At 46.1% G+C, this 12,558-nt stretch carries 11 protein-coding genes; 7 read left to right on the top strand and 4 right to left on the bottom strand.

Features of this window, described 5'->3' with window-relative positions; genetic code table 11:
* Positions 1–5: 5 nt before the first annotated feature.
* The 3 genes from phrB to QTO06_RS18600 are packed head-to-tail and all read right to left on the bottom strand — an operon-like array spanning position 6 to position 3,189.
* Positions 6–1,421: a deoxyribodipyrimidine photo-lyase gene (gene phrB, locus QTO06_RS18610; protein WP_331409312.1), complete on the bottom strand. Its 1,416-nt coding sequence runs from the start codon at positions 1,419–1,421 to the stop codon at positions 6–8.
* Between the two features lie 24 nt (positions 1,422–1,445).
* The gene (locus QTO06_RS18605; protein ID WP_005432196.1) at positions 1,446–2,249 is read right to left on the bottom strand and encodes a MerR family transcriptional regulator; all 804 of its coding nucleotides are present in this window, start codon (positions 2,247–2,249) and stop codon (positions 1,446–1,448) included.
* Positions 2,239–3,189 carry a YbgA family protein gene (locus QTO06_RS18600; protein WP_331409311.1) on the bottom strand — a complete coding sequence of 317 codons (951 nt, stop codon included), beginning with the start codon at positions 3,187–3,189 and terminating at the stop codon, positions 2,239–2,241. The genes QTO06_RS18605 and QTO06_RS18600 overlap by 11 nt, the downstream gene beginning before the upstream one ends.
* Positions 3,190–3,587: 398 nt before the next feature.
* Here QTO06_RS18600 and deoD point away from each other — a divergent pair, with 398 nt between their 5' ends.
* From deoD to QTO06_RS18580, 4 genes are all read left to right on the top strand, one after another.
* On the top strand, positions 3,588–4,298 hold the full coding sequence (deoD, locus tag QTO06_RS18595; RefSeq protein ID WP_005441106.1) for a purine-nucleoside phosphorylase: 711 nt from the start codon (positions 3,588–3,590) through the stop codon (positions 4,296–4,298).
* Positions 4,299–4,366: 68 nt separating this feature from the next.
* Positions 4,367–5,836, top strand: a complete 1,470-nt coding sequence (locus QTO06_RS18590) for a lactate dehydrogenase (protein ID WP_331409310.1) — start codon at positions 4,367–4,369, stop codon at positions 5,834–5,836.
* 169 nt (positions 5,837–6,005) lie between these two features.
* Entirely contained in the window at positions 6,006–7,490 is a 1,485-nt protein-coding gene (locus QTO06_RS18585; protein ID WP_331409309.1) for a tetratricopeptide repeat protein, read from the top strand.
* Positions 7,474–9,057 (top strand): GGDEF domain-containing protein, encoded by a 1,584-nt coding sequence (locus tag QTO06_RS18580; protein ID WP_331409308.1) that lies wholly within the window; start codon positions 7,474–7,476, stop codon positions 9,055–9,057. Before QTO06_RS18585 ends, QTO06_RS18580 begins: the two co-directional genes overlap by 17 nt.
* An 82-nt stretch (positions 9,058–9,139) precedes the next feature.
* On the opposite strand, the gene QTO06_RS18575 is transcribed toward QTO06_RS18580, so the two are convergent.
* Positions 9,140–10,030 carry a DMT family transporter gene (locus tag QTO06_RS18575; RefSeq protein WP_331409306.1) on the bottom strand — a complete coding sequence of 297 codons (891 nt, stop codon included), beginning with the start codon at positions 10,028–10,030 and terminating at the stop codon, positions 9,140–9,142.
* A gap of 146 nt (positions 10,031–10,176) precedes the next feature.
* Here QTO06_RS18575 and QTO06_RS18570 point away from each other — a divergent pair, with 146 nt between their 5' ends.
* The 3 genes from QTO06_RS18570 to QTO06_RS18560 all read left to right on the top strand — a co-directional run bounded on the left by QTO06_RS18570 (position 10,177) and on the right by QTO06_RS18560 (position 12,552).
* Positions 10,177–10,563 carry a DUF3302 domain-containing protein gene (locus QTO06_RS18570; RefSeq protein WP_005432206.1) on the top strand — a complete coding sequence of 129 codons (387 nt, stop codon included), beginning with the start codon at positions 10,177–10,179 and terminating at the stop codon, positions 10,561–10,563.
* Positions 10,563–11,693, top strand: a complete 1,131-nt coding sequence (locus tag QTO06_RS18565; protein ID WP_005432207.1) for an HlyD family secretion protein — start codon at positions 10,563–10,565, stop codon at positions 11,691–11,693. The genes QTO06_RS18570 and QTO06_RS18565 overlap by 1 nt, the downstream gene beginning before the upstream one ends.
* 310 nt (positions 11,694–12,003) lie before the next feature.
* Entirely contained in the window at positions 12,004–12,552 is a 549-nt protein-coding gene (locus tag QTO06_RS18560) for an ECF-type riboflavin transporter substrate-binding protein (RefSeq protein ID WP_005432209.1), read from the top strand.
* The last annotated feature ends 6 nt before the right edge of the window (positions 12,553–12,558 follow it).

The raw sequence follows: 12,558 nt of genomic DNA, 5'->3' as shown, positions 1-12,558 counted from the left end.
TCTCTCTATTCCTTGGCGTTTTTGAAGAGCCGTAAGGTTATCTCTCTTTCCACCTTGTGATCAACCATCGGCTTGTGATAATCCAGTAAATTAAAACCACTCCATAGCCAAGGGTTATGAATAAACTTATTCGGTACCTCTTTAATTTCCGGTACCCAATGGCGGACAAAAGTGCCATCAGAGTCAAACTTTTCGCCCTGACTGATAGGGTTGAAGATTCGGAAATAAGGTTGCCCATCACAGCCCGTAGACGCCGACCATTGCCATCCACCATTGTTGGCAGCGAAATCGCCATCCACCAGCTTACTCATGAAGTATGCCTCTCCCCAACGCCAGTCAATATGCAGGTCTTTAGTTAAGAAGCTCGCTACAACCATGCGTAGGCGATTGTGCATCCAACCCGTCGTGTTCAGTTGGCGCATCGCAGCATCAACAATAGGGTACCCTGTTGTGCCTGTTTTCCAGCGATCGAAAGCTTGCTCATCGTAAGACCATTGGATCTTTTCTTCCCATGGAATGAAGCCCTTTCCTCTAACAAGTTTTGGTTCAAACACCAATAAGTGTTGGTAAAACTCTCGCCAGATAATTTCACTCAGCCAAATGGCTTTCCCTTCGGTGAGGTCAGGAAGTGGGTTTTCTGCATAAAGCCTTGCGATACATTGTCTTGGCGACAGCGCGCCAATTGCGAGATAGGGAGATAACTGACTCGTGCCATCGACAGCAGGAAGGTCTCTCTCTGCTTGATATGCATCGCTGCGCTCACGGGCGAACTCTCTTAGTTGTTGGACAATATCTGTGGTTGAGGCGTGCCAACGTCCGCTGGAATCGCGTGGGTAAGAAAAAGGCACATCGGAATGATAAATATCTGCTTCAACTGTCTGAAGCACGTTTTTGGACAGCTCGGCTTGCGGTTGTGGTTTGGACACCATTGGCATCCGGAATTTCAACAACCAAGCGCGTTTGAATGGCGTGAATACCTTGAAGTATTCACCTTGCTTGTTTAACACCGTGGTTGGCGCATGAACACATTTGTCGTGGAAAGCTTCGAACGCGACCTCGCTTTTAGCAAGAACCTCTGAAACCTCCCGGTCTAGCGCTTGTTCATTGACCTCGTAATGGATGTTCGCCATGACGCTTTCTGCGTTTAATGATAATGCCCACCCCTTAATGACCTCAGCCACGTCGGAAAATTTGGGCACTTCTTTATAGAGAAGTGGAATGTTGAGGTCTGCGAGTTCTTCATTGAGATGCACCAAGCGTCGCGCGATCAGGTCTGCCTGCATTGGCGCCATATTATGCTCTTGCCATTGTTCCGGTGTCGAAACAAAACCAGCCACAACAGGTTGTCCCGTATCCAAGGCAGCCTTTAACGCTGTGTGGTCTAACGTTCTCAGATCACGTCGAAACCAAACCAGAATCATGTCCTCTCCTTACCTATTATTGGGCTAGTTAGCGAAATGCAGTTTCTCGATGACTTCAGAAAATTGAACTTGCTCAGGTGCTCGGGTTTGCAATGCAGTTAACGCTTCCACCTGTTTGATCGGCAGCGCTTTGTTCGAGAAGAAATGCACTTGCTGATAACGAGCAAGTACATCATGCCCAATCAAACCAGACACATCTTCGACCTTGTCGATTAAGGTGATGTGGTAGCCTTGTTCACACAGTTTTGCGGCTTGAATCCAGCTCTCTGAGTCACGAGCTTGCTCGAAGCTCACCAGCAGACATTTCCCTTTAGACGCGGCTTTATTCTCTGAATCCACCACTAGGGCGAGGCGAGTAATTAGACACGTTTGGAACAAACCGAGTTGCAATGAACGCAGCGAGACTTTCACTAGATCTAATGCTTCGAACACCGGATTGATCAGCTGTTCAATCACAATATTAAGTGGGTATTCTTTTAATACGTTAGACAGGAGCGTTTCCGTTTTGCCACGATTAAGCTCCGACAACGCTTTCAACATCACTTCAACTTCTTCCAAACGCTGGTTGTCTGTTGACACATCAACGTCTGACTCTTGTCCTAGCAGTCCCTTCACTTTGCCGATAGCAACGCCCTTAGCTAACCAGCCTTGGATCTCTCGTATTGTGTCCAAATCTTGCTGACGATATAAGCGATGCCCTTTTTCAGTTCTTTGCGGTTGGATCAAGTTATAGCGTCTTTGCCAAGCGCGCAGAGTAACGGGCTTTACACCCGTTAACTCAGATACATCTCGAATCGCGTATAGTTTTTCTTCTTGGCTACAATCCATAACGAAGTCTCATCTCCTGTGGGTATGGTTCTAGATATTTCTGTTTTTGTAAGTACGCATCTGGGTACGCGTTGAGATAGTGCTTAATTAACGTTAGCGGCGCAAGCAGTGGTAATAACCCTGTGCGGTAGTCACTGATCACGGTCGCAAGTTCTGCTTTCTCGTCAGAAGTTAATGAGCGTTTAAAGTAGCCTTGTAAGTGCATCAACACATTGGTGTTATTTTTGCGGCTGGCACGGTTTTGTAGTGCTTGCATCAAGCCCAGACGATATTGGCTGTAAAACTCATCGATTTCATAGTTCGCTACATCAGCCACCAATCGACCAAGAGAACGGTACGACTCTGGGTGGTGCGCCATCAGCGTCAGCTTGTAGCGCGAGTGAAACTCGATAATTTTGCCGCGGGTTGGCTCTCCATCCATCGACTCATAAAAGTCATTCAAACAGTAAACGCGAGTGATGAAGTTCTCTTTTAATACCGGATCGTTCAGGCGACCGTCTTCTTCTACTGGTAACCACGGCATTTTTTCCATCAAAGTTTTGGTGTACAAGCCAACGCCTTCTTTCGCAGCACTGTTCTTGCTGTAAACCTTCACACGTTCCATGCCACACGTTGGAGACTTAGCACATACGATGTAGCCACACAGCAGTTCCCCTTGGAGCTCGTTCACTTTGTTTTCTGAGTACGTCAGCATTTTATCGGTATGATCGTTTTCAGGATTCTTTGTTTCGACCAATGCAATACGCTCTTCGTTGCTCACTAGACGAATGGTTGGGCGAGGTACTGTCATGCCAACACCGACTTCTGGGCAGACAGGCACGAAGCTAAAGTACCCATCTAATTCTTTAGTAACGAAGTTGCTGATTTTGTGCCCAGAGTCGAAACGTACACGTTCACCTAACACACAAGAGCTGATACCTACTTTGATTGACGATTCCATGATGACGCATCCCTATACAAAATGTTTTGTTGTATAACTTATAGCAAGCCTTACCAGATTGTACAAGAAAATAAATTGTACAATTTAACCGTTTTACTCACTTATATAGGAATTCGATCAGCACGATTTCAGAAAAAATTTAGGCGAAAAAAGGAAGAATTTGTGCGCGCAATCGACAAACTGCTCAAAAGCAAATCGATTGCCTTTTTGCTTTCAACAGATTTAGTTATCAACAGAATATTTAAACACTAAAGCCGACCGTTTTGTGACTTAACTCTCAAGTCCCCTTACCCTATCCCGATATTATGGCCTCAACGAAAACGAACAAGTTCAACAGAATTGGTAATAGCATTCTATAATTGATGCGTTTTACCTGAACAAAACTTTGGAGAGCACTTATGGCAACCCCACACATTAACGCACAACCAGGTGATTTCGCTGAAACAGTTCTAATGCCAGGCGACCCGTTGCGCGCTAAATACATCGCAGAAACGTTCCTAGAAGATGTGAAACAAGTTTGTGACGTTCGCAACATGTTCGGCTTTACTGGCACTTACAAAGGCAAGAAAGTTTCTGTAATGGGCCACGGCATGGGTATCCCATCTTGCTGTATCTACGTACACGAACTAATCGCTGAGTACGGCGTGAAAAACGTTATCCGTGTAGGTAGCTGTGGTGCAGTACGTGACGACGTGAAACTAATGGACGTTGTTATCGGTATGGGTGCATCTACAGACTCAAAAGTTAACCGTATCCGTTTCAACAACCACGACTTCGCTGCAATCGCTGACTACGGTCTTCTAGAAGAAGCGGTTAACCAAGCACGTGCTCAAGAAGTACCGGTTAAAGTTGGTAACGTATTCTCTGCAGACCTGTTCTACACACCAGAAGCAGACCTGTTCGAGAAAATGGAAAAACTAGGCATCCTAGGTGTAGACATGGAAGCGGCTGGTATCTACGGCGTTGCTGCAGACCTAGGCGCGAAAGCTCTAACTATCCTAACAGTTTCTGACCACATCATCCGTGGTGAAAAACTAAGCTCTGAAGAGCGTCAAAAGTCGTTCAACGACATGATGAAAGTTGCTCTAGAAACAGCAATCAACATCTAAGAAACACCTAAGTAGTAAATAGCAGCCGGGGCCTGACCGGCTGCAAGAATTATCCCGAGGGGGCGATTGTGTCTAACGGCGAACTGCCAAGGGACGCAGATGGGTTACAACTCAACTTTTGTAAAACATTGGCGTGTGACAACTTTGGATTGAGTGATGCAAAGCGATACGTTTTGCAACATGCTAACCCTAAACGTCCGGCGATGGTATGCCGTGAGTGTGGAGCTTTCCCCCCCTTACTTAATAACCGCGATGTAGTGAACGAGCTTCATCGTCTGCGTCACGTCCACAGTGACGGGTTACCTGCTTGTCGTAATGATGATTGCGATAACTTCGGACTTTCTGTCCACACGCACAAACACCTCTATCACGCTTTCGGTTACAGTGGCGATCGCCAACGTTACCGCTGCAAAGTGTGCCAAAGTACTTTTGTCGATAAATGGTCTGGTGCCAACAAAAAGCTTCAATTCCAAGAGAATTTGATGGGCTTGTTGTTTACTGGTTATTCCGTTCGTGAAATCTGCCGTAAACTCAGCATCAACCCAAAAACCTTTTACGATCATGTTGACCACATCGCTAGCCGTTGCCGACGCAAACTGGCGACGATTGATGCACGCTGGGTAAACCACGCTGAGCATTATGAGCTCGCATCAAACTACGTCGCGTTGCAGCCAAACAGCAATAATGGCGTTTACTGGATCGCTTCGGGTGAAGCGCATTCGGGTTACATTCTTTGTCAGCATGTGAACTACTCTTCTGATGATGAGCCAGTCGCTACACTGGATCACAACCCATACGATGAAGTGTCTCGCTTTGTCTCGCAAGAATACACAGCGGAAGCGAGTGAACCGCCGCCAGCACCATCTAAGAAACTGCGTGAGCGAATCGATCAGAAATATCAAACCATTCTGGCTCGTGGCAACGTTGAAGATCCTTTGGGTAACCTTTCGGTGTTCCATTACCCATCCAAGGGCGCTTTGATTCGTCCGCCATATACTTCTTACGCACACTATCTTCATGTGCTAGATATGTGCTGCCCTGAGAAGCGCGTTTCTATCTACATGCCTCAAGATCCCCTGCTCCGCTCTGCTGCGTTGAGCGTTTGTTTGTCTCGTATCCAAGAGAAAAATGTGGATCTGATGTACGTAGAAGAAGACGCAATTTGGGACATGAGTACGCCATTTGGCAAAGTAGACATTGCCTACATGAGTTGGTGGCGAGATCGCTGGGCAATTTCTAGCCAGTATGAGTGTAACAAGGGTATTTGCCATTTAGCTGGCGATAAAAACGAGCCAGAAGCCTGGTTTAATGTGGCAACAACACGTCATATCCAATTCTATCAAAATCGTTTTCAACTGCTGTTTGAAAGCTTTATCAACGAGCCACGTCGCAAATTGCGTCCTGCAGGCATATTGCCTCTTTTAGATATATTCAGAGCTTGGCATAATTTGTGCTATCAGGATAAGCAAGGACTTACTGCTGCTCAAAGGCTCAAAGTCACCGACGCACCACTCACGATCAAACAATTGTTATCATGATTATTTAACAGTTTACTCATTTAGAAGTGGTAAATAAGCGCGGAGCGCGGTATACATTACGGAATCCGATACCTTATTGGTGTGGCTGTTTTCTACACCGCAATGATATACGCATCTAACCACTTGTTTTTAGGTGTAAATTCCAGTTCGATAGTCATGGATGTGAACGTTGGATAAAAGCCAAATTCAGCTCGAAGCCGAGCTCAACGCCCTTGAAGGCCAGATAAAATCTGATCCTGAGCGAGCATTTCGAATCGCGGAGCAATGCCGTATTCGTTCAGAGCAAATTCTATTTGTAGATGGTGAGATTCGAGCGCTTATCGCGATGTCTAATGCTTGCTGGTGTAGCATGGATTATCGACATGGCTTAAAGCTGATCAAAGACGCTTACAACCTCCAAATTCAACTTGATACTGACGATCACCTTCCAAAGATCCTTCATTTATTCGCCCTGCAGTATTGGGGACAAGCCAAATATTACTCTGCACAACAATACTGGATTAATGCCCTAGAGCAATCGGCTTTGGTCGACGATATCGAGATCCAAATCGAAGCATTAATTGGCTTAGGCAATGTTTGGCGAATCACCAACGAACACAAGCTTGCCGCCTCTACGCATGAACTCGCAGTGAAAGTGGCAAACAATGTCCGTATTGCTTGGCTAGAAGGCAAAGCCAGAATCCTGCTCGCATGGGATTACTACTTGCTGAACAATTTCGTTGAAATGTTGAGTGTGCTTGATGGTGCGACTGAAGTACTCAGAGATCACGACGACAGCACTTGGCAAGCAGAGATCTGGGATTTCAAAGGCCTTGCTTTACTAGGATTAGAGCGACTTGATGCGGCAGAAGAAGCCACACAAAAAGCTCACCAGCTTGCGATAGAGCAAGATCTGACGTGGATGAAAGCGCATTCCTTCATCAGCCGAGCAAGACTGGAATTACTGCGTAAAAACACAGAGAGTGCAGCAAAGTTGCTGCAATTAGCCGAGCAATCAGCACTCGCGTTTGATAACGGTGAGCTGCTAAGCCAAATTTGTTTCCAACAATCCCGTGTAGCCGAAGAGCAAGGCGATTACGAACTTGCTTTCAAAGCGTTCCAAAAATACCGTCGACACGCGCTTAAGATGCTCAAAGAGCAAACTCATCGTGTCAGTATGGACAAAGCGCGAGGCTCAAAACGTCAACTCGAGCAACGCGCGCGAAAACTCATTAACCGTATTCGTGCCCAACATGAATACGATCCAGAGAAACAGTTCTCAAACGTGGTGTCAGAAACTTACTGGTGGGAGCAACTGGTTCTATTTAAGACCGAGCTAAAACACTCCAACCATGCTGTGATCATGATCCGTCACTCAGATCCGGCCTTCCTAGACATCTGTACTGAGTTGGTTCATTCGCTCACTACATCTAGCGATCTTATCTCTCGCTTAAGCAGCGACCGCTTAGCAATGTTGATTGCAGAAAAGGGCCAAGCAGCCGAAGAGCTCTACCGCACCGTTTGCGCTATGTTAGACATCTATCCATGGAAACGCCGTGGTTTAACTGGCCCTAAACCAACACTTTATCTACAGGACATCCTAACCTTCCCGTTCACCTTAGAGCAGTTGGAAGAGAGCCACATTGAGGTAATGAAGAATGGAACAACTGCTTAGTAAGGTGACCGATGCAGGCATGGATCCCTCTTCCGTTGCCGGTGAAGAAGCGCTAATCCTATGGGAACACATCCGTCTGCATATCGCCTCGACCAATCAAGAGAAAGCGCACTGCTACATCATCAGCGCGGAATATCGAAGTAAGATTAAACAGCTGCAAGAGAGCATTGAAGAACTGCGCCATGCACTCGATTTACTTAAACTGCCAGAAGACGTTGAGGACATCCTCTCTGTCAAATCCAGCTTGAGTGACCGATTGGTAGAAAAAGGCGATTATAACTCTGCACTCACCGAATACATTGCTTCCACTAACATTGCCGTCGAATACGGTTATATCGATGAGTATGTTCTGGCAATCATCGGCATGGGCAACCTTTGTGACGCGTATGGCGACCACAACCGCGCTCTTCGTTACTACCAAAAAATCGATGCGATTGACCATGCTATCGGCAGCCGTTCATTGAGATTACGCTATAAGCTGTACATGCTAGCTTGTTATATCAGTTTGCAACGTATAGGCGCGGCGACGGACCTCTTAAGCGAGTGCGAAGAGCTCAGTATCCTCGTCAGCGATAAAAATCTGACAGGACAAATTCACTTATACCGAGCTAAGTTGCTTCGACTGCAAAAAGAGTACAACAAAGCACTACTTGCTATCTCTCAGATTCAATACGCAACAGGCAAGCAACATAATGTTTGGCTCTCGACCATGGTAAAGATCGAGACGGCTTACTGTTTGAATGAAGTTGGTCATCAATCATTATCAAACCTATTGTTAGCTTCTACGGGGAAACGTATCAACGAACATTCTTCACCACTGATTGCGAACCGCTTTTACAATGCAATGAGTCAAGTGTGTTCATCGCAAGGTTTGTTCAAAGAGGCACTTAATTACGAGAAGAAAGCGTTTCGTGTCGAATCTGACTTGGTGAAACACATTCCAATCAGTGAGCTAGGGCCAGCACAGTTGCGCCGCCTGACCCGCTTTGAATTACAACTCAAACTTATCCTTTCAGAGATTGAAAACAAAGAGCTGAAAGAGACGACCCAACAACAAAAAAGTACGGTAGCCCAGTTGCAACAAGACGTGTTCACAGATCCTCTAACGTCTTTGCACAACCGACGTTGGTTGGAAGTGAAGCTAAAAGATTTGCTGCTGCACGACACGCCTTTTGCTTTACTGGTTATCGACATTGATCACTTCAAATCGATCAACGATGAGCTCAGCCACTTAGTGGGTGATAAAGCCATTGTGAACGTTTCGAAAGAACTCTCCGGTTACTTTAAATTCCGTGGGTCTTCGTGTGTACGTTTTGGTGGAGAAGAGTTCTTGGTGATTCTTGAAAACACCGAAGTCGCTAAAGCTGAAATGCACGCTGAAAACTACCGTGAGCGCATTTACCAGTTTGGTTGGCATGAAATCTTGGGTGAGCGCGGTTTGACCGTCTCCATCGGCATTACCCTACACCGTGAAGGTGAGAATACTCAGCGCACCTTCTACCGTGCCGACAAAGCTCTATACCGCGCGAAAGCCAATGGTCGAAACCAAGTGTGTACTGAGCTATAAGCCAGATTTTCAATCTATAAAAAACGCCCCAGCTCAAACTGGGGCATTTTTGTATATTGCTTCAACTAACTAAGAGAATGCTTTAAAGAAAGAACAGCGAAATGCCACCGAGCGCGACTAATGTTCCAATCACGCTCTTCGCTCCTACCTTTTCACCTTTCATAGCGTAAATCACCAAGATAAACAGTGGGCTAGTGGCGATTAAGGTTTGTGCTATCGCTGGGTTGGCGTATTTCAAAGCGATTTGTTGTAGCCAAAGCGCGAGGAAAGTACCGACGAAAATCGCTAATAACAGCCATCCCATCGCCTTATTACCCATCTCTTGAATATGTTGCTTGATGCCTTTGAACGGCGCAGGCTCAACAACTTTAATTACCAAACAAACCGCAACCACACCAATGCTGAGTCTGATTAATGCCCCCAACAAAGGTGGAAGATCCCCTGCCACCAATGCATAGTGAGAAATCACCACACCCGTTGCTTGGCATACACTCGCCAACAGACCAAATCCGATACCACTCCAATTGGTTTCTTCACCTGTTGAAGAGGGCTGAAAGACAACAAAAGTGACTGCAGCGGTCGTCACTACTACACCAAGCCAACTTTGTAACGTCAGCTCCGAGCCGAGAAATACCAACGCAAGCACGCCAGACAACGGTGGAGCAAGGGACTCCAACAATAACGTTTTATTTGGTCCGATACGTTTTAGAGCAGAAAAGTAAGCGCTATCACCAATGGCAATACCAATGACACCGGACACTGCTAATACAGCAAGATGAATAGGTTCGATTTGGCTTGGCAGACCTTGGGGGAGAAAAGGAATCACGACCAACATCATCATCGAGGCGCTCACCCCTTTGACAATGTTAAGTTGCATGGCAGAAAAACGATGGCTGAATTGACTGTATATCCAAGTCGCACATGCCCAAACAATTGCGGCGCTGATCGCGGCAATCTCACCAGAATATAGCACTGTTTACTCCTTCGTATTCCATGCCGTATCTCTCAATAACTGTGGATTGAGCTATAAATAACTTGATTCACTTATTGTTCTATCAAATACTTAAACAGTTAATTTACGTAAGTTTTTCTATTTAGCAACAAGCACAGGGAAGTAAGATGTTTCTAGACTATTTTGCACTTGGGTTACTCATTTTCGTTGCTTTGGTTATCTTCTACGGAATTATCGTGATTCACGATATTCCTTATGAAATAGCAAAAGAGCGCGAGCACCCTCACCAAGACGCAATACACTACGCAGGCTGGGTTAGCCTTTTCACACTTCATGCTCTTTGGCCATTCCTATGGATCTGGGCAACGTTGTGGCGCAAAGAGCGAGGCTGGGGCTTCAAGCAACTCGAACAAGAAACACATGATATCCATCATCGCCTTGAAGAGCTAATTGATGAAGTCAATGAATTGAAAAAAGAAGTCTCTACGCTGAAAGGCGAAAAGGCAGCATCGAGCACTCCAGCACAAAAAGAACAAGGTAAGGAGGAACAATAATGGATTTACTACTGGTTCTGACTTACGCCGCGCTATGTATCGCGATTTTCAAAATCTTTAATATCCCACTGAACAAGTGGACAGTGCCAACAGCCGTACTCGGTGGTGTAGTGTTGGTCGGTACACTTATCTTATTGATGAACTACAACCACCCGTTTACTCAAATTGGTAACCAAGTGTTCTCAACCACCCCTGTTGTTTCAGGCGTTCGTGGTCGAGTCATTGAAGTTCCGGTTCAACCAAACCAACCGCTACAAAAAGGTGATGTACTCTTCCGTATCGATCCGATTCCATTCCAAGCGGAAGTAGACAAGCTAAGAGCAAAAGTAAAAGAAGCAAGCCAAGGCGCACTTGGTCTTGAGTCTAGCGTTCAAGAAGCAGAAGCAGCGGTCATCAAAGCGCTTGCAGAACGTGATAAAGCGCAACGCGAATTTGATCGTTACCAACGTGGTTTCGATCGTGGCGCCTTCACCGAGCAACAATTGGATACCCGTCGCCAAGCGTTCAAGGCCGCGCAAGCAGCACTAGAAGTGGCGCAATCAAAGCAAGAACAGGCGCAAATCGCGCTCGATTCTGAAGTGGGTGGTGAAAACACGCAAGTCGCGTCACTATTGGCCGAGTTAAGAAAAGCTGAGTTCAATTTAGAGCAAACCGTCGTAACCGCACCAACGGATGGCTATGTAACGCAATTGGCACTGCGTCCAGGTGTGATGGCTGTACCTTTGCCGCTCGCACCAGTAATGACCTTTGTCCATACCGAAGACAAGCTTTATACGGCAGCGTTTCGTCAGAACTCATTGCAACGTCTAGAGCCTGGGTTTGAAGCGGAGTTTATGTTCCGTGCATTACCGGGCAAGGTGTTTAAAGGTCAAGTGGTCGATGTGTTGCCAGCCATTGGTGAGAGCCAATTCCAAGCGCGAGGCTCACTGCTTGGAACAGAAGCTCTGCGCACCAGCGGTCGCGTGTTCGTGACATTAAAAATCACGGACGACCTAGAAGAGTATCATCTGCCGATGGGTACAGCGGTTGAAGTCGCCGTTTACTCAGATAGCTTTACCCACGTATCTATCATGCGCAAAGTCCTTATTCGTATGAAGAGCTGGCAAAACTACCTATACCTAGACCATTAATTTATAGGTGAAAAAACCATCACAAGGTGTAATCAGGGGCTGACAGTCAGCCCCTGTTTTCATTCTAGCCATCCAGACAGATAGCATTCCCACTTTTATCAATATTCTGTATAATGCGCGCCTTATTTTTGATGCTTGCTGAAAAACTAAGCCAGTCAATGAGGTGCGTGAATTCAGTCACACATTTCTTGAAGAAAAATAGAGCAAACAATAAGCAGCTTGGTTGTTTCCAAACTTTGTTACACAATCAGCGCTGCAAAACAAAGCAAGTGAACGTTCTTTAAAATCGACAATTGAACTGAGGTTATCTATGAATCTTTCTGCTAAAACCGTGGTGGTTATTGCAATCGGTGCTGCACTATACGGCATCGGCGGTTTGCCAATGTTTGGCATCCCTGTGTTTGCAAACACGACGCTGAAACCAGCAATGGCGGTATTGGCATTGTTCTCAGTATTATTCGGCCCTCTGGTAGGCTTCTTGGTTGGCTTTATCGGCCACTGGGTTACCGACCTATTTGCAGGCTGGGGCGTATGGCTCACTTGGGTACTTGGTTCAGGTATTGTTGGTTTAATTATCGGTCTTTTCCCTTCTCTGACTCGCAACCGTTTAGAGAAAGGTGACTTCAATATGAAAGACTTCGCGTTGTTCGTGGTGCTTGCTCTGTTGGGCAACGTATTCGGTTATGGCTGTTCAGCCTTCCTAGACACCATTTTGTACGCAGAACCGTTCACTAAGGTATTCACACAGCTGTCGATCATCGCGCTGGGTAACACTATTCTTATTGCTATTGTGGGCTTCTTCATTCTTAAGTCTGTCGCAAAACGTAACAAGCAAAGCCGCAACTTAACAGAGGCTTAATGTCGA

This window comes from Vibrio sp. M260121, assembly GCF_036533715.1.
In the GTDB taxonomy this organism is placed as follows: Bacteria; Pseudomonadota; Gammaproteobacteria; order Enterobacterales; family Vibrionaceae; genus Vibrio.
Note: the sequence above shows the minus strand (reverse complement) of the source record. Positions and strands in the feature narration are given on the sequence as shown.

Bases quoted from the DNA above. Each gene is read 5' to 3' on its own strand.
- QTO06_RS18560 (WP_005432209.1), top strand. From the start codon at position 12,004: ATGAATCTTTCTGCTAAAACCGTGGTGGTTATTGCAATCGGTGCTGCA.
- QTO06_RS18580 (WP_331409308.1), top strand. From the start codon at position 7,474: ATGGAACAACTGCTTAGTAAGGTGACCGATGCAGGCATGGATCCCTCT.
- QTO06_RS18565 (WP_005432207.1), top strand. From the start codon at position 10,563: ATGGATTTACTACTGGTTCTGACTTACGCCGCGCTATGTATCGCGATT.
- QTO06_RS18605 (WP_005432196.1), bottom strand. From the start codon at position 2,249: ATGGATTGTAGCCAAGAAGAAAAACTATACGCGATTCGAGATGTATCT.
- QTO06_RS18600 (WP_331409311.1), bottom strand. From the start codon at position 3,189: ATGGAATCGTCAATCAAAGTAGGTATCAGCTCTTGTGTGTTAGGTGAA.
- deoD (WP_005441106.1), top strand. From the start codon at position 3,588: ATGGCAACCCCACACATTAACGCACAACCAGGTGATTTCGCTGAAACA.
- phrB (WP_331409312.1), bottom strand. From the start codon at position 1,421: ATGATTCTGGTTTGGTTTCGACGTGATCTGAGAACGTTAGACCACACA.
- QTO06_RS18570 (WP_005432206.1), top strand. From the start codon at position 10,177: ATGTTTCTAGACTATTTTGCACTTGGGTTACTCATTTTCGTTGCTTTG.